We start from the raw sequence: 22015 nt of genomic DNA, 5'->3' as shown, positions 1-22015 counted from the left end.
GACGATCGCCCGCGTCAAGTCACGTCTTCACAAGGGAATCGCAGATGGGCCTTCTTCGTGCCGAAGGGTTCGACAAGTTACTCGAGACGGTTGCCGCCGAGGCCGCCGCGCACAGCGACGCCGGCAAGGCCGTACGCCATCTGGCCACCATCGGCGAGCGGTTGGCGTCCGAAGTCGCCATCGCCGCGTTACGGCCCGCCGAACGCCACCTGCTCGACGCGGCGGAAGCCGCGGGAGCCACGGTCGACACGACCGCCGTCGACGACCCGAGCGGCCACCGGTTCGGACAGCTGAAGCCGGGCAAGGCCCGCGTGCTGCGCCCCGGTGAGCCCGCCGACCCCGACCTGCGCCTCGTCGCGGCCGTCCGATGGCCGGACGGACCGCCGCAGGACCTCGAAGCCGAGTGCGCCGCGCTCGTCGAGGCCGAGGCCGCGGAGATCGAAGCCTGCCGGACCTGGCTGCTCGCCCAGGGCGAGGAGCACGCGGCGGGCCTGGTGGACCGCCTGCGGTTCCTGTTCCGGCACGTCGGCCCGATCCGCCTCTACATCGGCGACGACTGCTACACCAATCTCGGCAAGGGCGGGAACCTCGTCGGTAAGTCCATCGCCGCCGAGTCCGACCGCTGCCGCATGAAGGTGCTCTCCGGCACGCCGCTACGCGCGTGGAGCGCCGCCGACGCCTGCTTCGTCGTCTGCATGTCGGCGCTCATCTCCTCCGGAACTCCCTCGCGCACCGAGGAGTTCAGCGGCACCCAGCTGACGCCGGGCCGCCTCACGGCCTTCATCGAGGACCGCATACGGGCCTACGGGCAGCAGGTCCCGGACCCCGCCGCGGCGGCCTCGCCGATCGGCCGGCTCTTCGAACTCGCCGACCTGGCACGGGAGTCGAGAGTGCGCGCCCTCGCCTCGGGCGCCGTGGTCTACCGCACGGTCCAGGCGATGACCATCAACAAGCAGGAACACCTCTTCGACACCCCGGTGACCGGCGCGGACGTCCCGGAGGCCTTCCTCGACGTCCTCGCCGCCCTCGTGCCGGGAGCCGCCGACGCCGTACGCGGCGGCGCCCTCGACGTGGACTGGCGGCCGGTGCTCGACGGCGGCCAGTCCACCGAACCCGGCTTCGGCAGCCGATTCGAGGAAGTGCTGCACCGCCTCGTGGGCGCCGCCGCGGACGGCACCGGATCCGACGTCAGCATGTCCCGCGGCCCGCGCGACATCCAGCGGCTCAGCACCCTGCTCGCCGAGGGCAGCATCGAACCGGGACACTGGAAGACCAGCGAGTACTACTGCTGCGTGGTGCCCGCCGCGCCCTTCCGGCAGCGGCTCACCGACGCCGGCGCCGCCGCCGAACTGCCGCAGGTCGTACGGGCCATCGCCGCCCGCATGCGCTGGAACGGCTGGCACTTCATGCCGCACGCCGCGGCGGTCACCGACGACGAGAGCTTCGCCGAACGCGACTGGTTCTTCGCCCCGTCCATGCCCGACATGACGGAGTGGACCTCGCACCACCACCAGGGCCACGTGGCCAACGGCGTACGGCACGCCATCCGCGTCCCCTTCGGCATCACCCTGGCCGGAGCCCACCGCGCCGGCGTGCACGACCTGCGGCTGATGCGCACCCAGGGCGACACCTACGAACTCGCCGAGCTGCGCGCCGCCATCGCGATGGGCGAGATCCTGCGCGGCTACTACCAGGAACACGCGAGCCGCCAGGAGAAGCGCGAGGAGACCTTCGTCGTCGACGACTTCGGCAACACCTGGTACCAGGGCCGGTACGGTGCCGAGGCCGACGCACGGACCAGCACGGCGCACGAGCACACGAACGAGAACGGTGTCTGACCCATGACCTCTCCCGCGAACCCCCACGCGCCGGCCGAAGGACCCCGCACGGTCCTCTACCTGGGCCTGCGCCGTTCCCCACTGGAATGGCGGGCCGAACTGGAGGCCGCCGCCGCGCGCGGCCTGCGCGTCCACGTCTCCTCCGACGCCGACGTCTCGCACACCGGACTTCCCTCCCGGCAGCTCGGCACCTTCGACCGCAAGGCCCCGCTCGACGAGCAGGCCGCGCAGGCCGTGGCCGGTGTGGAACCCGCCGCCGTGGCCTGCTGGGGCGACAAGTACGTGGGCCTCACGGCGCTGCTCGCCGAGCGGTTCGAGGCGCGCGGCATCGGCGCCGCCGCCGCTGCCGTCGCCACGGACAAGATCGCCCAGCGCCGCGCCATGGCGCCCTACGCCCTCAACCCCGCCTGGCGGTCCGGCAGTTCGCTGGAGGACCTGCGCGAGGCGGCGGCCGAACTGGGCGCCGCAGGCCGCACCCTCGTGTTCAAGCCCGCGCACTGCTCCGGCGGCCGCGGCATGGCGCTCATCGGCGCGGACACGGACCTCGCCGAGGTGTACGCGCTGACCTCCACCAACTACTCCGGGACCACCGACTTCCTCGTCGAGGAGTACGTCGACGGCACGGAGCATTCCGTCTCCGGCGTGGTGCGCGACGGCGTCGTCCGGATCTTCGGCGTCACCGACAAGAGCGTCGACGGTCCGCTGACCCCCTCGTGGGCCACGGCCGTGCCGTCCGCGCGCACCGACGCCCAGGTCAAGGAGGTGCGGCAGGCCGCCGAGCAGGCGGTCCTCGCCGTGGGCCTGCGCTCCGGCGGCTTCCACGTCGACCTGCGGTTCGCCCCCGGTGGCCCGGTCGTCCTGGAGGTCGGCGGCCGCCTCGGCGGCGACCTGATCAACTCGCACCTGATCCCGTACGCGCACCAGGACGCCGTCCGCCCCTACGAGAGCCTGCTCGGCCTCCTCGCCGACGGGGAACTGCCGGGCGAGACGCCCGAGCCGGAGCGCGGCGCGGCGATGGTGCTGCTGCCGAAGGCCGGGCGCGACACCCAGGAACTCGCCGACGCCGTCCGCGCGCACCCGAAGGTGGTCATCGCCGAGGACTGGCCCGGCACCGACACCGTGGTCGCCGTCGTCGTCACCGACGATCCGGCCGCACTGCCGGGCCTCGTGACCGAAGTGCGGGAGTACCCCGGCGCGACGGCACGGGAGTCGGCCGGGTGAGCGCGGGCACGTCGCGACGGCCGCTGGTCGGGATCCTCGCCTGCCGCAAGGAGCGGGCCAACGGCACGACGTACTCACGCGTCAACGACCACCTGACCGCACCCCTCCTGGAGCACGCGGGCGTCGCCGCCGTGCTGCTGCACACCGTGCGGCCCGAGCACGCCGACGACGTCCTGGCGCGGCTCGACGGCCTGGTGCTGCCGGGCAGCGGCTCGTATCTCCACCCGGAGCGCTACGGGGGGCAGGACGCCGACGCGGTGCCCGGCCGGGAGTACGACCGCGCCAGGGACGCGGCCGCCGCCGCGCTGCTGCGGGCCGCCGACCGGCTCCCCGGGCTGCCGGTGCTCGCCAGCTGCCGGGGCCTGCAGGAACTGGTCGCGCACCACGGGGGCACGCTCGAAACGGTGCCCGCGTCCCCGGTCAAGCACCGGCTGACGGCGGGCGTCGACGGCCCCGACCGCTGGGCGCCCGCGCACACCGTCGCCCTCGCCCCCGGCGGGCTGCTCGCCGCGCTGGCCGGACCCGGGCTCGACCCGGCGGCCGTGCCGGTCAACTCGCAGCACAGCGACCGCGTGGCGAAGCTCCCCGGACACGCCTTCGTGGAGGCCACCGCCCCGGACGGCACCGTCGAGGCGGTCAGCGTGGCCGCGCCGGTCCGGTTCGTCCTGGGCATCCAGTGGCACTTCGAGCACCACACCGATCAATCACCCCTGGACCGCGCGGTACTGGCGGAGTTCGGCCGTCGCTGCCGGTCCTGGACGGAGTCGAGGCAACAGCAGTGAACGCGTCACCCACCACCACCGACCACGAGGCGCTCGCCGCCACCGCCCTGGCCGCCGCCGGCCGCGGTGGCGACGAGCTGCTGTTCCTCGCGGGCTCGACGACCGACGGACTCGCCAACCGCAACTCCGACCTCGACCTGTACGTCGTCGGCGACTGCCGGGTGGCCGGCTCGGAGACGGCCGCCCGCCAGGGGGAGCGCACCGCCACCGTCGCGTACCACGAGGGCCGCGAGGTCAACGTCGCGGTGCTCGAACCGGCAGGACTCGACCGGCTGCGGGAGGCGTTCCGCGCCGCCGTCGCGAGCCTCGCGGAGGAACGCGGCATCGCCCAGCTCGTCGACGAGGACAACCTCAAGATCCTGCACCGCGTCCGCACCGGCGTCGCGCTGCGCCGCCCGGACCGGCTCCAGGAGCTCCGCGACGACCTCGGCACGGACGATCTGCCCCGCTACCTCCTGAACGTCGCCGCGGTCGCCGCCGTCAACCGGCTCACGGACGTGGCCGGTGAACTCGCCGACGGGCACGCCGACTCGGCCGCCTGGATGTACCGCGAGGCGCTGGTCCACACCGGCCAGTGCGCCCTCGCCGCCGCCGGTGTCACGGTGCCCTCGGTCAAGTGGCTGGTCCGGCTCCTCCAGCGCGAGACCGCCGCCGCGGGAGACACCGCGTTCACCCGCTGCGCCGACCACACCGCCCGCCACCTGCTGGCCCCGCCCGCCGACACCGCGGCCGCCGTCACGGAGACCCGGGCCGCCCTCGCGGCGGTGCTCGACGCCGCCGGGGACCGGGCCGGAGCCTACGTACGCCTCGTGGCCCGACCGAAGCTGGGATGACGCCGATGCCGCCCCTCACCACCGCAACACCGCTCGGCGGGCGGGAGTTCACCCCCGTCGAGCTGTACGACATACCCGACGCCGTACTGCCCCGCGAACCGCGGATCGGCGGCGGCTGCGTCGCCGTCCCCGAGGACCGCCTCGCCGCGCTCGCCCGCTCGGGACCCGCCGTCCTCGGCCTGACGCCCGGCTTCCCCCACGTCGACGGCTTCATCGCCTCGCTCCTGAAGGAACTGCGCGCGCTCGTCCGGCTGCCGGACGGGCATGACTGCCTCCTCGTCCCCGCCCCGCCGCGCACCGTGTCCCGGCTGCTCGCCCGCGAGAAGTGGGCCGTGCACCACGACGCGGTGCCCCGGCCGGTGGGTGACGCGGACCTCACCAACAGCGCACCGGACAGCGGACGTTGGTCCGCCGCCGACCTCTCCGGCACCACCTGGCCACTGGCCGGGAACGCGCTCGAAGGACTCGACGTGGCCGCCTTCGACCCGGGCCCGCTGCTCGGCGTCGTCCCCGGCACCACCGTCCTCGCCCTGTCCCCGCGCGCCGCCGCGGCCGCCCGCGCCGGGGAGGACGGCGGCCCCTTCGGCCTGAAGGACCTCCTCGCGCCCGACCCCGACACACCACGGCCCACCGCATCGGACCTGATGATGCTGGCCCACGGCGTGCGCACCCTCGCCGAGTCCCACCCCGAACACCTCGACGCCGAGGTCGAGTCCGGACTCGACCTGGTCCGCGAGCACACCACCGGACGCTCCTGGCTCGCCGCACCCGCGCACCGGCCGGGCCGCGACCTGGCCTGCGTCCTGCCCACCACCCTCGCCCCGGGCGCCGTGGCGGACCTCGTCGGCTTCCTGGAGAGCCGGGCGCTGGCCTACGGACTCGCCGACCCGGAGCGGCCGACGGCGCTGCGCGTCCACCTCGGCCGCACCCGCACCGACGACGACCTGGTGCGCCTCATCGGACTGCTCGACGTCCTGCTGAAGGAGAACCGATGACCGCGGGCGCCCTCCTGATCCTCAAGCCCGACATCCTCGCGGGCCCCAGCGCGCACTGCCCCGCCGCCCTGGCCCGCGACACCGTGCGCGGCCTGCTCTGCGTGTACGAGCCCACGGCGGCGTACACCTACGAGGCGGACACCTCCGAGCAGGCCGTGGCGTGGGCGGTGCGCAACATCGACCGCAAGGTCCGGGCACGCGACTGGTACGTGCGCACCCTCCACGAGCCGGACCGCCATCTCGCCGCCCTCGACGCCCTGTTGACCGGCCCGGTGCTCGCCCCGGCCGGGGCGGACACCGTCCGCACCGCCGACCTCGTGCGCGCCGTGACGCAGGCGCTCGGCTTCACCGCCGCCGACGTGCGGCGCACCCGCTGCACGCGCCGCGACTTCCTCGGCCTGTACGCGGACAACACCCACTTCACCCGGCTCGCCGGCAGCCTGCACACCTACCTGGTCGACCAGGAAGTGGAGATCTACCGGTACACGGGCGACCAGGAGCTGTCCACGCTGCACATCTTCAAGGAACTGGTGCGCCGCGTCGTGCGCTACCCCACCACCCACTACGACGCCGTGGAGAACCTGCTGCACGTCTCCGACCCCGGCGCCCCCGACTGGACGTACTTCCTCCACTCGGCCTTCGCCGAGCGGGAGCGGGGGAGCGCCGCGTGAGCGCGCCACGGGAACCGGGCCGCCGCTTCGCCGCGGCCGACGCGCTGATCCTGCTCAACGGTGTGTCGACCTTCGGTTCCGGCCTGGTCTACCCCTACACGGCGCTGTACCTGTCGGGCCTGCCGGAGATGGGCACCGCGGGCGTCAGCGTCTTCTACGGGGTCGCCGCCGCGGCCAACCTGGCGACCGCCACGGTGCTCGCCACCGGCTGGCTGAAACCGCCCCCGGCGCTCCTCGGGTTCCTCGGCACACTGATGCTCGCCCTCGGATTCCTGGGCACGGCGGCGGCCGGCTCGATCGCCGCGCTGGCCGCGACCGTCCTCTTCATCGGCTGCGGCCAGGGCTGTCTGCTCGTCGCGATGGTGCCGGTGCTGAACTCCCTGACGTCGCAGGAGCAGCGCCGTTCGGTGTTCGCGCGACGCTACCGCGCCATCAACGTGGGCCTCGGCCTCGGCGCCGTCGTCGCGGGCCTCACCACCGGCTTCTTCGCGACCTCGGCCGTGCCCTGGCTGTTCGTCTGCAACGCGCTGAGCTACCTGCCGCTCTCGTACACCTTCTACCGGCTGCGGACGCGCGAGCGCGCCGAGGCGGCGGCACCCAAGGAAGCCGGGGACGAGCCCGCACAGCGGCCCGACGAGACCGGCGGACGGCTGCGGTGGCTCGGCGTCGCGGGCGCGCTCGCCGTCCTGTTCCAGCTCGGCTCCTACCTCTTCGGGCACAGCCAGTTCGAGGCCACCGCGCCGCTCGTCGCCGTCCGCCTCATGGGCATCGGCCTCGGCACCGTGTCCGCGCTGCTGCTCGTCAACACCGCCGTCGTCGCCCTCGGGCAGCGCTGGGTCACCGGCCTGCTCGCCCGCCGCGACGAGGCGTACGGGCTGCGCGTGTCGGTCGTGCTGTGGGCCGCCTCGTACGCCGTGGCCATGGCGTCCTCGTTCGGCCCGCTGCCCGTCCGGTACGCGGGACTGCTGCTGTTCGCCGTCGTGTTCGCGCTCGGCGAGTGCGCCTACTCCTGCTCCTTCCACCCCTACCTGATCGACTCGGTCGCGCCGCAGGACGTCACCCGCGTCTCCGCGCTCGCCGGCGGCGCCATGGGCATCGGCACGGCGGCGGGCCCCTCCATCGGCGTGGCCCTGACCCTCACCGGCGAGGCCTCCCTCGTCTGGCTCGGCCTCTGTGCCCTCAGCCTGCTGTTGCTGCTCACCCTCGGCCGGCGCCGCACCCCGGTGCCCGCACCGGCCGCCGAAGCCACACCGGAACAGACACCCGCGTCACACACAGGGGAATCGACATGACGGACACACTGCTGCTGGTCGGCGCGGGCATCATGGGGCGCGGCCATGTCACCGCCGCCCGCGAGCTCGGGCTGCGGACCGTGCTCATCGACGACGAGGCCTGGCGCGGACACCACGAGCGCCACGTCGCCCACTTCGAGACCCCTCCCGGAGCCACCGAGACGCACTGGCTGGAGGCCGCCCTCGACGCCGCCGCACGGTACGCCCCGCACGGCGTCGTGCCCTTCGCCGAACAGCACGTCCTGGCCGCCGCCCGCGTGCAGGACCGGCACGGCCTGCCCGGCCCCTCGCTCGCCGCCGCCGAGGCCAGCCGCAACAAGGCCGTGCAGCGCGCCCTGTTCGCGCACGCCGGACTTCCGCAGCCCGAGTACGCGGTCGTCGACGACGCCGACCGGGCCGCCGAGTGGAGCCGCGACCGCTACCCCGTCGTCGTGAAACCGTTGCGCGGCGCGGGCAGCGCAGGGGTCCGCCGCGTCGCCGACGAGGCCGCGCTGCGCGCCGACCTCGCCGCCCGCGACGTGGCTGAACAGGTGCTGATCGAGGAGTACCTGGATGCCCCCGAGTTCAGCTGGGAGGCGCTCGTCCAGGACGGCACGGTCGTCTTCGGCAACCACACCCGCAAAGTGACCACCGGGCCACCGGAGTTCGTCGAGCTGCGCCACCAACTGCCCCACCAGCACACCGACCGGGACCGCGTGGACGCGCAGGCCGCCGCGCTCGTCGCCGCCGCCGGCATCCGCACCGGCATCGTGCACCTGGAGTACCGCGACGACGGCCGCGTGCTCAAGCCCATGGAGTTCGCCGTGCGCACCCCCGGGGACCACATCCTGGAGCTGATGTGCCGGGCCTACGGACACGACTTCTTCCGCAGCGTCGTCGAACTGTCCCTCGGCCGGGAGGTCAGCCTCCCGGCCGGGCGCCCGCGCACCGCGGGCGTGCTCTTCCTGCCCGCCCCCGCCCCCGGCCGCATCACGGCCGTGGACGGCGTCGACGCGGCGGCCGAGCGGCCCGAGGTGGTACGGGTCGGGCAGAAGAAGCACGTCGGTGACGTCGTCGCCGGACTCCACTCCTCCGGCGACCGGGTCGCCCACGCGCTGCTCCTCGCCGACACCCCCGCCGAGGTGGACGCCGCGGCCGAGGCGGTGCTCGGGCAGATCGACATCCGCGTCGAGCCGGCCGACGCCGGTCCGCCCCCGGCGCCCGCCGAACCGCCCCGGATCGCCGAGGACGGCCCCGTGGTCGTCCTGTGCAAGTGGCGCCCCGACATGGTCAGGTCACTGCTCGCCGCGACACCGCACCTCCATCTCGTCCTGGAGGAGAAGGAGTTGGCGGCCGCCGACCGGGCGCCCGAACTCCTCGGCGCCGCCCGCGCCGTCTACCGCGTCGGCAGCATCGACTCCGTCGAGGAACTGACCGGGGTGGCCGTCGACCTCGCCGTGCGCGGCGTCGAGGTCGACCAGGTGCTGTCGTTCTCCGAGGACGGGCAGCTCGGCGCCGCCCAGCTCCGTGCCCTGCTCGGCTGCGACGACACCAGCGCCGCCATGCGGGCGGCCGTCCGCGACAAGCGGATGATGAAGCGGCTGGTGGCCGCCGCCGGGGTGCCCGTCACCGAGTGGGCCTCCCTGCCCACCGGCGCCACCTTCGCCGACGGCGGGGCCCTGCCCGACGTCGGCTTCCCCGCCGTCGTCAAACCCGCCTTCGGCTTCGGCACGATGAGCACCGTCCGCGTCGAGAACGCGCAGGACATCGCCGACGTGCTGCGCGACCTGCCCAAGCCCGAACGGCTCGCCTCCGGACACCTCATCGTCGAACGCTTCGTGCCCGGCCGCGAACTCCACATCGACGCGCTGTGGCGGGAGGGCAAGCCGCTCTTCCTCAACGTCAGCGCCTACTACGTGCCCCGCCTCGACCACGTCCCCACCGACGGCGCCCCGCACGACGTCCCGCCGACCCGCGACGGCTCGTACATGCTGGCGCCCGAGGAACACCCCGAACTCCACGAACGCATACGGGCGTTGCACACCACCGTCAACGAGGCCCTCGGCATCGACACCGCCGTCACGCACCTGGAGGTCTTCGAGACACCCGCGGGCGACCTCGTGTTCTCCGAGATCGCCACCCGCATCGGCGGCGGCTGGATCCCCGACATGCTCACGGCCCGCCTCGGGCGCAGCGTCTTCGACACCGTCGCCACCGGCCTGCTGTACGGGAACATCGGGTCCGACGGGCCCGCCCAGTCGCCGCACCGGCACATCGGCGCGCTCCACCTGCGCCCCTCCCGGGCCGGCACGGTCACCTCCGTACCCACCAAGGAGCAGATCGAGGCCGTGGAAGGAGTGCTCGGCTGGCGCCTCATGAAGAAGGCGGGGGACACCGTCGGCTTCGCGCACACCATGGACTGGTGCCTGCTGGTCGTCCTCGGCGCGGACACCGCCGAGGAGTTCGAGGCGCTCCTCGACCGCGTCGAGGCCGAGCTGACCATCGAGGTGGAGTGACCGTGACCGAACGCCCTGACACACCGCCCACGCCACGCCCCGTCGTCCTCTTCGTCGGCCTGCGCAAGAACCCGCTCGAACACCGCCCCGCGTTCGAGGCCGCCCACCGCGAGGGCTGCTCCGTCGTGCTCCTCGCCGCCCGGCCGCCCGCCGACCTGCCCCGTGAACTCCTCGCCGACGTACGGGCCGTCGACCCGCACGACACCCCCGCGTTCGACGCGGCGGTCGACGAGGTGGCGGCCGCGCACTCCGTGGCCGGGGTCGTCACCTGGTCCGACGCGGGCGTGGAACCGGCCGCCCGCGCCGCCCGCCGCCTCGGCCTGCCCGGCATCGCGCCCGAGGCGGCCCGCCTGGCGCGCAACAAGTACCTCATGCGCCAGGCCCTCGCCGACCGGCCGCACCTCATCCCGCGCTACGCCCGCGTACGCACCCTGCCGGAGGCCGGGGCCGCCCTGCGGCAGGTGGGGCTCCCGGCCGTCCTGAAGCCCGCGGCGGGCAGCGGCAGCAAGGGCATCTTCCTGCTGCGCACCGAGGCGGAACTGGCGCCCGCCTTCGCCGAACTGGCCCGGCTCACCGGCGCCGACGGCGACAGCATCTTCCGCCACGACCGCGGCGAACTCGTCCTGGAGGAACTGCTCGGCGGCACCGAGCACAGCGTCGAGGGATGCGTGCACCAAGGAGAGGTGACCGTCAGCGGGATCACCGACAAGACGACCACCGAACCCTTCCGCCTGGAACTCGCCCACCTGCACCCCAGCGCCCTGCCCGCCCCTGCGCGCGCCGCCGTGCACGCGCTCACCCGCGAGGTCGTCACCGCCCTCGGATTCGACGACTGCGCGTTCCACCTGGAGTGCATGTACGACCCCGGTACGGGCGCCCGGCTCGTCGAGGTCGCCGCACGCGCGGGCGGCGACTTCATCGCCTCGCACCTCGTCGGCCTCGCCACCGGCGTCCCGTTCCACGAGAACGTGATCCGCGTCGCCACCGGCCGCCCGCCCCGCCAGCCCGACCGGCCCACGCTCCACGCCGGGCTGCGCAAGCTGATGGCTGAGGAGGCGGGCAAGCTGGTGCGGGTCGACGGGGTGGACACCGCGCTCGGCGTGCCGGGCGTCCAGCACGTCGTGCTCGACCGGGCCCCCGGCACGACGATCAGGCTGCCGCCCGCGCACTTCTCCTCCAGCGCCGTCGGCGCGGTCATCGCCACCGGCGACAGCGCCGCCTCGGTGCGGGCGACGCTGGCGAAGGCGACGGACGCCGTCCGCGTGGAGATCGCGCCGTAGACCTCACCCCGGGCGGCCGTCCTTCGCCAACTGCCGGGCGATCACCCGCAGGGCGAGGACCTCGTCCGCGCCCTCGAAGATCGACAGCACCCGGGCGTCGACGAACAGCCGGGACACCACGTACTCCTCGGCGTAGCCGTACCCGCCGTGCAGCTGCTGCGCCTCGCGCGTGACCCACTCCGCGGAGCGGCAGGCGAGCTGCTTGACCTGCGCGGCGGGCAGCGTGCCCGTGCCCGCCGCGACGGCGCGGGCGGCGGTGGCCGTGAAGGCGCGGCAGGCCGCGACGTGGGCCGCCATCCGGGCCAGCTTGGCGCGCGTCAGCTGGAACGCGGTGAGCGGCTGACCGAACACCGGCCGCCGGCGCGCGTGCTCCACCGCGAGTTCCAGCGCCGCCTGCATGACACCGACCGCGCGCGCCGCCGTCTGGAGACGGGCGTTGGCGAACGCCTGCATCTGAAGGTAGAAGCCCCGGCCCAGCCCCTCGTCGAGGCCGATGAGATGCTCCGCCGGTACCCGCCAGTTGTCGAAGGTGACCTCGAAGGAGTGCATCCCGCGGTAGCCGAGAGTGCGGATCGCGCGGCCGGTGGCCGACCCGGCGCCGCCCTCCTGCGTGACCTGCCACTCATGACCGGGGAAGGACGGCTTCTCGACCACGAACAGGGACAGGCCGCGATGGCCCGCCGCACGGTCCGGCTGCGTACGGGCCAGCACCAGCAGGTAGTGGGCGCGCCCGGCGAACGTGCACCACGTCTTCACCCCGTTGAGGACCCAGTCGTCGCCGTCGCGCACGGCGGTCGTCGTGATGCCGCCGACGTCCGACCCGTGGTCCGGCTCGGTGACGGCGACGCCGCACAGCCGCTCGCCGGTCGCGATCCGGGGCAGCCAGCGGCGGCGCTGCTCCTCGGTGCCGCCGCGCGCGATCGCCGTACCGATGATCTCGGGCCGGGTGATGAGCGAACCCGCGGCGCCGAGCGAGGCCCGGGACAGTTCCTCCGTCACCACGACCATGCTCAGCAGCTCGTCGGCGCCGCCCTCGGCGAAGCCGCCGTACTCGGCGGGGATCGACAGGCCGAAGCAGCCCATGGCGGAGAGGCCGTCGAGGATCGACTCCGGTACGTCCTCGTCGTGCCGGTGGACGGCGTCGGCCACCGGCCGCACCCTGTCCTCCGCGAAGTCGCGGAACGTGCCGCGCACCAGCTGGAGTTCGTCCGACAGGTGGCGCGGGGCCGCCTCCCCGCCCGCCGCGACGACCCGGTCCGCGACGGCGTCCAGGAACGCCGGGGCCCGCCCGGCGGCGACGTGCCCGGCGACCGCGTCGAGCACCGACCCGCCCGCGCCCCACAGGTGTTCGCGGCCGAAGGCCCGGCCCGCCAGATCGGCGGCCGTGTCGGCGGCGAACAGCAGCGCCAGGTCCGCCTCCGCCTCGCTGCGCGCACCGAGATCGAGGAGCCGGCGGGCGGCGGCGACCGACGACGACACCGACGCGATGTCGTACGGGACGGTCTGGTCGTCGTCCGTGGCGGGCGCGGCGGCGAGCCGCGCGGAAGCCGTGTCGACGACCTCTTCCAGCGCCTCGACGAGCGCCGTCGCCCGCGCCAGGGAACTGGGTCCGGTGTCCGTCACGCCGTCACCCGCTCGAAGACGGCCGCCAGGCCCTGACCGCCGCCGATGCACATGGTCTCCAGGCCGTACCGGGCCTCACGGCGGTGGAGTTCGCGGGAGAGCGTGGCGAGCATCCGGACGCCGGTCGCGCCGACCGGGTGGCCGAGGGAGATCCCGGAACCGTGCACGTTGGTGCGCTCCAGGTCCTTCTCGCCGAACTCCCACACGCGCATCACGGCGAGCGCCTGCGCGGCGAACGCCTCGTTCAGCTCGATCAGGTCCATGTCGGCGAGCGTGAGCCCGGCCCGGTCGAGCGCGACGGCACTGGCCGGGACCGGGCCGATGCCCATCGTCCTCGGCGGCACCCCGGCCACACCCCAGGAGACCAGCCGCACCAGCGGCCGCAGCCCCAACTGGGCGGCCCGCTCGGGGGTGGTGACGACGCACATGGCAGCGGCGTCGTTCTGCCCGCTCGCGTTGCCCGCCGTGACGGTGGCCTCCGGGTCGGCGTGGCGCAGGATCGGCTTGAGACGGCCCAGCGACTCCAGCGACGTGTCGGCGCGCGGGTGTTCGTCGGTGTCGATCACCACGCTCTCGTCGCCGCGCCGCCTGCCGGGCACCGTCACCGGGACGATCTCCTCGGCGAGGACACCGTCCGCCTGCGCCCGCACCGCGCGCTGGTGCGAGGCGAGGGCGAGACGGTCCTGCTCCTCGCGGCCGATGGCGTACTCGCGGCGCAGGTTCTCGGCCGTCTCCAACATGCCGCCCGGAACGGGGTGGTTGCGGCCCCCGGCGGTGGAGCGGGCGCGCGCGAGACCGTCGTGCAACTGGATGGCGGCGCCCTTGGCGCCCCAGCGCATCTCGGTCGAGTAGAAGACGGCGTTGCTCATGGACTCCGTGCCGCCCGCCACGACGACCTCGTGCGCCCCGGTCTGCACCTGCTGGGCGGCGTAGAGCACGGCCTGGAGGCCGGAACCGCAGCGGCGGTCCAGGTGGAGGCCCGGGACGGTGACCGGCAGGCCCGCGTCGAGCGCGACGACGCGGCCGATGGCGGGGGCCTCGCTGTTGCCGTTGCAGTGGCCGAGGACGACGTCCTCGATGATCTCGGGGTCGATGCCGGTGCGCTCGATGAGCCCCTTGAGCGCGGCGACGCCGAGGTCCACGGCGGTCAGCGCCGTGAACATGCCGCCGTAGCGGCCGATGGGGGTGCGGACGGGTTCGCAGACGACGGCTTCACGCATGGAGTGCTCCTGACGGGGTGCGGGTGGACGGGCGGACGGCCGGGCTACATGAACCTGCCGCCCGTGACCTCCAGGACGGTCCCGGTCATGTACGAGGAGAGGTCGCAGGCGAGGAAGAGGGCGACGGAGGCGACCTCGTCGACCTCGCCCGCGCGGCGCATCGGGATCTCGGCCATCTTCTGGTCCCAGGCCTTTTGCGGCATCGCCTCGGTCATGGCGCTGCGGATCAGACCGGGCTGGATCGCGTTGACACGCACGCCGTGGTGGGCCATCTCCTTCGCCGCCGCCTTCGACAGGCCGACGATGCCGGCCTTCGCGGCGGAGTAGTTGGTCTGCCCGACCATGCCGACCTTCCCGGACAGCGAGGAGATGTTGACGATCGCGCCGCGCTTCTGCTCGCGCATCACGGCCGCCGCCTTCCGGGTGCCGTTCCAGGTGCCCTTCAGATGCACGTCGATGACCTGGTCGAACTGGTCCTCGGTCATGGTCCGCAGCGTGGCGTCACGCGTGATGCCCGCGTTGTTGACCATGACGTCGAGGGAGCCGAACGTGTCGATCGCCGCCCGGATCAGGGCGTCGACCTCAGCGGCCTCGGTGATGTCGCAGCGCACCGCGCGTGCGACGGCGGGGCCGCCCAACTCCTTCGCGGCGGCCTCGGCGGCCTCCAGGTTGAGGTCGCCGAGGACGACCCTCGCGCCCTCGCGGACGTAGGTGCGGGCGATGGCGAGCCCGATGCCCTGGGCGCCGCCCGTGATGACGGCGGTCTTGCCGGCCAGTAGAGCCATGATGTCTTCAGCCTTCCGTGGGGGACGATGACGGGACAGTGGGCCCGGCGGGACGGATCACGCCCGCCTCGCCGAGCTTGCGCACGTCGGCGGCGTCCAGACCGAGTTCGGTGCGCAGCACGTCCTCGGTGTGCTGCCCGACGGCGGGCGACGCCTCCGGCGGCGTCTGCTCGCCTCCCATGACGAGCGGGGAGCCGGGCGCCCAGTGCTCGGGGATGCCGTCCTGGCCCACCCTGGCCATCAGCGGGTTCTCGCGCAGCAGCCGCGCGCCGTCGGCCGCCAGGTCCGCGAAACTCCGGAACGTGGACCACAGCACGCGGGTGCGGCCCAGCGCCTCCTGGGCCTCGGCGAGGGTGTGCGCCGCGAACCACCCGGCGAGCAGTTCGCCGAGGACCCTGCGGTGGGCGTAGCGCTCGGCCTCGTCGGACAGGTCGGCGCCGAGCGCGCGGGCCAGCCCGTCGACCGCGTCGCCGAGCCCGGTGGCGGCCAGCAGGCCCTGCCAGTGCCGCGCGGTGAGCGCGACGACCATGAGGCGGCCGCCGTCGGCGGTGGCGAAGTCCCGGCCGAACGTGCCGTACACGTAGTTGCCCGCGCGGGCGCGCGGCGCCGGGGCGAGCTGGGCCTCCGCCAGGTAGCCGAGGCTGCCCGCGGTCGCGAGCGCCACGTCCTCCAGGGCGACCCGGACCTCCTGCCCCTCGCCCGTCCGCAGCCGTCGGCGCTCGGCGGCGAGCAGCCCGACGGCGAGGTGGAGACCGGCGGCGACGTCCCAGGCGGGCATCACGTGATTGACCGGATCGGGCGTGGACTCGGGGCCGGTGAGCTGCGGGAACCCGGTGGCGGCCTGCACGGTGTAGTCGACGGCCGCGGAACCGTCGCGGCGGCCGGTGAGCGTCACGTGGATCAGATCGGGGCGGCGGGCCGCCAGCGCCTCGTACGAAAGGTCCCTGTAGCGCTCGGAGTTGGTGAGGACGACGCCCGCGCCGAGGACGAGGTCGGCGACGAGGGCCCGCCCGTCCACCGACCGCAGGTCGACCTCGATCGCCCGCTTGCCCCGGTTGAGCCCGGACCAGTACAGGCTCGTGCCGCTGTCCGCCAGCGGCTGCCGGGTCCGGTCCGGTGCCCCGCCCAGCGGCTCGACGCGGATCACGTCGGCGCCCAGCTGGGCCAGCGTCATCCCGCCGAGCGGGCTGGCCACGTAGCTGGAGAGCTCGACGATCCGCAGGCCCTCAAGAGGCCGGGACGGCGTGTGGTGCGGCATGCGTTCTCCTTGACGTGTACGGCCGGTCGACCTGTACGGCCGGTCGCTCAAGCGGGGAAGACCGGCCTGCGGCGTTCCAGGAACGCCGCCCGGCCCTCGGCGAACCCGTCACCCGCCAGCAGGTCGAGCTGCGCCTCCGTCTCGGCGGCCAGCACCGCGTCCAGGTGCTGGGCCCGCTGCACGAAGATGCGTTTGGTGGCGGCGACCATGGCGGGGGAGGCGGCGGCGAGCCGCTCGGCCCGCAGCCGGGCCCGCTCCAGCACTTCGGCGTCCGGGACGATCTCGCTGACCAGGCCGATGCGTTGGGCCTGCGCGGCGTCCAGGTCCTCCGCGAAGAGGATCAGCTCCTTGGCGCGGCCGGGACCGATCCGCTGGGCGAGGCTCCAGCTGAGCCCGGTGTCGGCGGTGAGCCCGATCCTGGCGAAGGAGGCCGCGAACCGTGCGCCCTCGCCCGCCACGACGCAGTCGCAGGCGGCGGCGAGGCCGAGACCGAGCCCGTACGCGCCGCCGCGCACGGCCGCGACGACCGGTTTCGCGGAACCGGCGAGGGCCCGCGCGATGTCGTTCACGACGTCGAGGCGCTGCCGGGCGGTGGCCGGGTCCTGCGACATGGAGCGGATGTCGCCGCCCGCGCAGAACACCTCTCCGGCGCCGGTCAGCACGATCGCGCGGCAGCCCGGGTCCCGCTCGGACTCCCGCAGCGCGGCGCGCAGTTCGAGCCGGTCGGCGAGGTCGAGGGCGTTGCGGCGGGCGGGCCGGTCGAGGGTGAGCGTGTGCACCGGTCCTTCGCGCTCGACGGCCACCGCGGGGCCGGTCATGAGCGGGCCTCGCGCAGCAGCTGCTTGGCGATGATGACCTTCTGGATCTCGCTGGTGCCCTCGTAGATCCGGAAGAGCCGGGCGTCGCGGAAGCAGCGCTCGACGACGGTGCCGCGCATGTAGCCCATGCCGCCGTGGATCTGCACGGCCAGGTCGGCGGCCTTGGAGACCATCTCGGAGCAGAACAGCTTGGCGGCGGAGGGCCGGATCCTGCGGTCCTCCCCGGAGTCGTACTTCTCGGCGGCGTCCAGGACCATCGCCCGGCCCGCGAGGACACCGGTCTGGATGTCGGCGAGCATGCCCTGCACGAGCTGGAAGTCGCCGATCGGGTGGCCGCCCTGCTTGCTGGTCGCGGCGTGCGCGACGGACTCCTCCAGGACCCGCTCGGCCATCCCGACGCACAGCGCCGCGATGTGCACCCGCCCGCGCACCAGCGACCGCATGGCGGTGCCGAACCCGGCGCCCTCCTCGCCGCCGACGAGGGCCGCCCTGCCGACGCGCACGTCGTCGAGGAACACCTCGGCGGTCCAGGCGCCCGCCTGTCCGGTCTTGGCGTCCTTCGGTCCGACGGTGACCCCGGGCAGCCCCGCCTCGACGAGGAACACCGAGATGCCCTTCGTTCCGTGACTCTCCTCGCCGGTGCGGGCGAAGACGACGAACAGGTCGGCGAGCGGGGCGTTGGTGATGAACCGCTTGGCGCCGTTGATGACGTAGCCGTCGCCGTCGCGCACGGCGCGCGTGGTGAGCCCCGACGGGTCCGAACCCGCCTCGGCCTCGGTCAGCGCGAACGACGCGACGGCGCCCTCGGCGAGCCGCGGCAGCCAGTGCTTCTTCTGCTCCTCGGTGCCCGCGTTGTCGAGGACCTTGCCCGCGATGCCGTTGTTGGTGCCGAACATCGAGCGGAACGCGGGCGTCGTGTAACCGAACTCGAAGGCGAGCCGTACGTCCTCCGACAGACTGGCCCCGAGCCCGCCGTACGCCTCCGGCAGCGTGTACCCGAACAGGCCCATGTCGGCGGCCTTGCGGCGGATGTCCGCCGGGATGGCGTCGGTCTCCTCGATCTCGTCCTCGCGCGGCACCACGTCCTCGCGCACGAGCCTGCGCACGGCGGCGAGGACCGCCTCGAACTCCTCTGACTCCATCGTCGATCTCCTTGTCCTGCGCGTCAGTTGCGGATGGTCAGGTGCGCCAGCGCGTCCACGGCCAGGACGCCTTCGCCCGCCGCGCCCAGCAGCAGCGGGTTGACGTCCAGCTCGGCCAGTTCGTCGGCGAGGTCGGCGGCCAGCCAGGAGAGGCGGGCCACGGTGTCGGCGGCGGCCGCGACGTCGCGGGCCGGCTTGCCGCGTACGGGGCCGAGCAGGCGGCTGCCGCGCAGGTCGTGCAGCATGCGGTGGGCGCCCGCCGTGTCGACGGGGGCGACGGCGACCCGGCTGTCGGCGAGCGCCTCGACGAGGATGCCGCCGAGCCCGGTGACCACGACGGGGCCGAACACCGGGTCGTGCTTGACGCCGACGATCAGCTCGGTGCCGCCGCCGTCGGCCATCCGCTGCACGAGTACGCGGGCGTCGTCCACGCCCGCCTCACGCGCGACGCGCAGCACGTCGGCGGCGGCCTCGCGGACGGCGTCCGCGCCTTCGAGGCCGAGGCGGACGCCGCCGATGTCGCTCTTGTGCGCGATCCGCTCGGACAGCAGCTTCACGGCGACCTGGCCGCCCAACTCCTGTGCCACGGCGGCAGCTTGCTCCGGGTCCGCGGCCGGGCGGGAGGCGGCGGTGGGCACCCCGTAGGCGGCGATGAGCCGTGTCGACTCGTGCTCGTCGAGCTGGGTGCGGCCCTCGGCGCGGGCGCGGGCGACGACGGCGCGGGCCGCGCCGGTGTCGACGTCGGCGGGCCGCTCGGGCGCGGGCAGGGCGGGGCGCAGGCTGAAGTCGGCGAGCAGGCCGAGGGCGCGGGCCGCCTGGGCGGGATCGGTGCAGCAGGGGATGCCCAGCTCGCGCAGCCGGAACCGGGGGCGGCCGCTGCCACCGGTCCACACGACGACGAAGGGCCGCTCGGTGGACCGGTAGGCCTCGTCGAGAGCGTCGATGAGGGTGTCGGCGCAGTTGTCCGCGCAGCCGAGCAGCACGGCGATCATGTCGGTGCCCGGGTGCTCGACGGCCACCTTCAACGCCCTGCGCAGGATGTCGGGTTCGGCGACGAGCGTGCCGGTGAGGTCGACGGGGTTGCGCGGCGAGCCGTACACGGGGATCGCGGCGGCCATGGTGCGCTGCCACTCCTCGTCCCAGGGGCGGACCTCGATGCCGTGCGCGGCGGCCGCGTCGGCCATCAGGGCGCCCGCCCCGCCGGACACGGACAGCGAGGTGAGGCGGCGTCCCGCCGCGCGTCGGCCCGTGGCGAAGACCTGCGCGGCCTCCAGCATCGACTCGGGGCCGTCGACGCGCAGGATGCCGTACTGGCGCACCGCCCCGTCGAACACGGCGTCCTCTCCGGCCAGCGAGGCGGTGTGGGACTGGGCGGCGCGGGCCCCGGCCTCGGAACGGCCCACCTTCACGGCGATGATCGGCTTGTCCCGTTCGTGGGCCTCGCGGGCGGCCTCCAGCAGCCGGCGACCCCCGGTGACCCCTTCGAGGTAGGCGAGGATCACCTCCGTGTCGTCGCTGCGGACCAGTCCGTCGACCAGTTCGGCGACCGACAGGTCCACCTCGTTGCCGGTGTTGAGGTAGTGGGAGATCCCGATGCGCAGGTGCTGGGCCGCGTTGAACACGAACCCGCCGAAGGCGCCGCTCTGGCTGAGGAAGGCGATCGGGCCCTCGACCAGGTCGGCGTCCTCGTCGAGCGCGGAGGTGAACGTCGGCAGCGCCCGCTCCCGGGAGGCGATCATGCCGAGGCAGTTGGGGCCGAGCACCCGTACACCGCTCTCGGCGATCGCGGCCTTCAGGTCCTCCTGGAGCTCCACCCCCCGGCCGCCGACCTCGGCGAACCCGGAGGCGCCCAGGATGGCGGCCCGGATGCCGCGCCTGCCGCAGGCGCGGACGGCGTCGGCGGACTGCTCGGCCGACAGCATGATCATGGCGAGGTCGATGTCGCCCTCGACGGCGTCGAGGCTGCGGTAGGCGGTCAGGCCCTGCACCCGGTCGCGCTTCGCGTTGACCGGCAGGATCCGGCCCGTGAAGCCGAACCGCTTGAGGTAGTCGACGGGCCGGCCCGACAGCTTGCTCGGGGTGTCGGAGGCGCCGAGGATCGCGATGGAGCGGGGGTGGAGAAGCGCGTTCAGGGCGTCGTCTGTGCGGGAGCGGGCTGCGTGCTGCACGGTTTCTCCTCGGGGCGACGAGTCACGAAGTACGGGTAGGGAAGAGTCAGTTGACGGCGGCGGGCGCGGTCTCGGCCCGCTGCTCCTCGGCGGCGGTCCTGGCCGACAGGGTGAGGAAGGCGCGGGCCGCGACGAGCGAGACGAGGCCGAGGAGGACCACGAACACGACCGGCAGGACGATCGTCCCGGAGGCCGACAGCAGCGACTGGAGGATCACCGGGGCCAGACCGCCGAGCACGCCCGCGAGCCCGTACGCCGTGGAGATGCCGGTGTAGCGGACCTTCGCGGGGAAGGCCTGGGCGAACATGCCCGCGATGATCGCGTAGTACATGACGTCCGGGATCGTCGCGAGGACCGCGCCGGTCACGGCGAGCGGGAAGCTCCCGGTGCCGATCAGGGCGAACATGACGGGAATCGTGGGGATCTGACAGGCCAGGATGACGGTGACGGCCCGGCGCACGCCCCAGCGGGTGGCGAGCACGGCGCCGAGGGGCTGCACGAAGAACTGCACGATGCTGGCGATCAGGATGACGGTGAGGAAGTCCTGCCGGTCCATCCCGACCTCGCCGGTCGCCCACGACAGCGCGAAGGTGTCACGGGCGTAGACGATGGCGAAGACGGTGAACGCGGCGCCCACACCGAGCAGCAGCAGCTTCAAGTGGCTGCGGACGAGGGTGACGACCGGCACCTTCACGGTCTGGTCGGAGGCCCGCAGGGACACCATCGCCGGAGACTCCTCCAGGCTGAGCCGGATGACGAGGCCGATGACGACGAGCAGCGCGGACGCCAGGAACGGGATCCGCCACGCCCAGGCGAGGAGGGCCTCGTCGGACAGCTGCCCGACGGCGAGGAACGACAGGGTGGCCAGGATGCGCCCGGTGGGGGAGCCCTGCTGGGCGAACGCCGCGAACAGGAACCCGCGCTCCTTCTTGGCGTGTTCGGTGGTGATCAGGACGGACCCGCCCCACTCGCCGCCGAGCGCCACGCCCTGCACCGTGCGGAACAGGGTCAGCAAAATCGGCGCGGCCACGCCGATCTGCCCGTACGTCGGCAGACACCCGATGCCGACCGTGCTGACGCCCATCAGCAGCAGCGTGGCCACGAGCGCCTTCTTGCGGCCGATGCGGTCGCCGAGGTGACCGAAGAGGATGCCGCCGAGCGGGCGGGCGAGGAAGCCCACCCAGAAGGTGACGAAGGAGAGGAGCACGCCGACCGCCGGGGGCACGTCGGCGAAGAACAGCGGGGCGAACACCAGGGCGGATGCGGTGCCGTAGACGTAGAAGTCGTACCACTCGATCGTCGAGCCGAGGTAGGAGGCCCAACCCGCCCGGCGGGCCATCTTCTCCTCTTCGGGAAGCCGTCTGCTCGGCATCTCGTCCCGTCCTTCCGGTCGGCCACGGACGTCGTCGTCCGGGCGTACACAGGGCAACTCCGTTGCGTGGCAACGTGATCGCGCTCACAGGGGAAGCTATGACGACCGAATGGTTTCGTCTAACACCAAACTTCCGTACCTTTGAGTCGGCGAGGCGACACAATCCCCGTTGACCTGCGAAGCAGGGCCCGGCGCGGGGTGCCGCCAACGGGCTGGTTCGGG

Annotated in this window: 17 protein-coding genes; 9 read left to right on the top strand and 8 right to left on the bottom strand. The window is 73.8% G+C overall.

Going from position 1 to position 22015, the window contains the following annotated elements:
• The first annotated feature begins 44 nt into the window (after positions 1–44).
• From ACYBSK_RS22435 to ACYBSK_RS22395, 9 genes are read left to right on the top strand one after another with little or no spacing between them, the layout of a single operon-like run.
• Positions 45–1838 (top strand): hypothetical protein, encoded by a 1794-nt coding sequence (locus ACYBSK_RS22435; protein WP_460243066.1) that lies wholly within the window; start codon positions 45–47, stop codon positions 1836–1838.
• 3 nt (positions 1839–1841) lie between these two features.
• On the top strand, positions 1842–3059 hold the full coding sequence (locus ACYBSK_RS22430; RefSeq protein ID WP_460243065.1) for an ATP-grasp domain-containing protein: 1218 nt from the start codon (positions 1842–1844) through the stop codon (positions 3057–3059).
• Positions 3056–3841, top strand: coding sequence for a gamma-glutamyl-gamma-aminobutyrate hydrolase family protein (locus ACYBSK_RS22425; protein WP_460243064.1), 786 nt, complete (start codon positions 3056–3058; stop codon positions 3839–3841). The genes ACYBSK_RS22430 and ACYBSK_RS22425 overlap by 4 nt, the downstream gene beginning before the upstream one ends.
• Entirely contained in the window at positions 3838–4674 is an 837-nt protein-coding gene (locus ACYBSK_RS22420) for a nucleotidyltransferase domain-containing protein (protein WP_460243063.1), read from the top strand. The genes ACYBSK_RS22425 and ACYBSK_RS22420 overlap by 4 nt, the downstream gene beginning before the upstream one ends.
• A gap of 5 nt (positions 4675–4679) precedes the next feature.
• Positions 4680–5669 carry a hypothetical protein gene (locus tag ACYBSK_RS22415; protein ID WP_460243062.1) on the top strand — a complete coding sequence of 330 codons (990 nt, stop codon included), beginning with the start codon at positions 4680–4682 and terminating at the stop codon, positions 5667–5669.
• Positions 5666–6340 (top strand): hypothetical protein, encoded by a 675-nt coding sequence (locus ACYBSK_RS22410; RefSeq protein ID WP_460243061.1) that lies wholly within the window; start codon positions 5666–5668, stop codon positions 6338–6340. The genes ACYBSK_RS22415 and ACYBSK_RS22410 overlap by 4 nt, the downstream gene beginning before the upstream one ends.
• A complete protein-coding gene (locus tag ACYBSK_RS22405; RefSeq protein WP_457478998.1) occupies positions 6337–7632 on the top strand; it encodes an MFS transporter in 1296 nt (431 codons plus the stop codon). The genes ACYBSK_RS22410 and ACYBSK_RS22405 overlap by 4 nt, the downstream gene beginning before the upstream one ends.
• Complete coding sequence (locus ACYBSK_RS22400) at positions 7629–10127, top strand: ATP-grasp domain-containing protein (protein WP_460243060.1); 2499 nt, start codon at positions 7629–7631, stop codon at positions 10125–10127. Before ACYBSK_RS22405 ends, ACYBSK_RS22400 begins: the two co-directional genes overlap by 4 nt.
• 2 nt (positions 10128–10129) lie before the next feature.
• Entirely contained in the window at positions 10130–11407 is a 1278-nt protein-coding gene (locus ACYBSK_RS22395; RefSeq protein WP_460243059.1) for an ATP-grasp domain-containing protein, read from the top strand.
• A 3-nt stretch (positions 11408–11410) separates the two neighbouring features.
• Here ACYBSK_RS22395 and ACYBSK_RS22390 read toward each other — a convergent pair whose 3' ends face one another.
• From ACYBSK_RS22390 to ACYBSK_RS22355, 8 genes are read right to left on the bottom strand one after another with little or no spacing between them, the layout of a single operon-like run.
• On the bottom strand, positions 11411–13030 hold the full coding sequence (locus tag ACYBSK_RS22390) for an acyl-CoA dehydrogenase family protein (RefSeq protein ID WP_460243058.1): 1620 nt from the start codon (positions 13028–13030) through the stop codon (positions 11411–11413).
• Positions 13027–14250, bottom strand: coding sequence for an acetyl-CoA C-acetyltransferase (locus ACYBSK_RS22385; protein ID WP_460243057.1), 1224 nt, complete (start codon positions 14248–14250; stop codon positions 13027–13029). Before ACYBSK_RS22385 ends, ACYBSK_RS22390 begins: the two co-directional genes overlap by 4 nt.
• A 44-nt stretch (positions 14251–14294) precedes the next feature.
• The gene (fabG, locus tag ACYBSK_RS22380) at positions 14295–15035 is read right to left on the bottom strand and encodes a 3-oxoacyl-ACP reductase FabG (RefSeq protein ID WP_460243056.1); all 741 of its coding nucleotides are present in this window, start codon (positions 15033–15035) and stop codon (positions 14295–14297) included.
• A 7-nt stretch (positions 15036–15042) separates the two neighbouring features.
• The gene (locus ACYBSK_RS22375) at positions 15043–16293 is read right to left on the bottom strand and encodes a CoA transferase (RefSeq protein WP_460243055.1); all 1251 of its coding nucleotides are present in this window, start codon (positions 16291–16293) and stop codon (positions 15043–15045) included.
• Positions 16294–16340: 47 nt separating this feature from the next.
• Entirely contained in the window at positions 16341–17111 is a 771-nt protein-coding gene (locus tag ACYBSK_RS22370) for an enoyl-CoA hydratase/isomerase family protein (RefSeq protein ID WP_460243054.1), read from the bottom strand.
• Positions 17108–18253, bottom strand: coding sequence for an acyl-CoA dehydrogenase family protein (locus ACYBSK_RS22365; protein WP_460243053.1), 1146 nt, complete (start codon positions 18251–18253; stop codon positions 17108–17110). The genes ACYBSK_RS22370 and ACYBSK_RS22365 overlap by 4 nt, the downstream gene beginning before the upstream one ends.
• A gap of 23 nt (positions 18254–18276) precedes the next feature.
• A complete protein-coding gene (locus tag ACYBSK_RS22360; RefSeq protein ID WP_460243052.1) occupies positions 18277–20421 on the bottom strand; it encodes an acetate--CoA ligase family protein in 2145 nt (714 codons plus the stop codon).
• Positions 20422–20467: 46 nt separating this feature from the next.
• Positions 20468–21793 carry an MFS transporter gene (locus ACYBSK_RS22355; protein WP_460243051.1) on the bottom strand — a complete coding sequence of 442 codons (1326 nt, stop codon included), beginning with the start codon at positions 21791–21793 and terminating at the stop codon, positions 20468–20470.
• Between the last annotated feature and the right edge of the window lie 222 nt (positions 21794–22015).

Source organism: Streptomyces sp. BYX5S, assembly GCF_054724165.1.
Note: the sequence above shows the minus strand (reverse complement) of the source record. Positions and strands in the feature narration are given on the sequence as shown.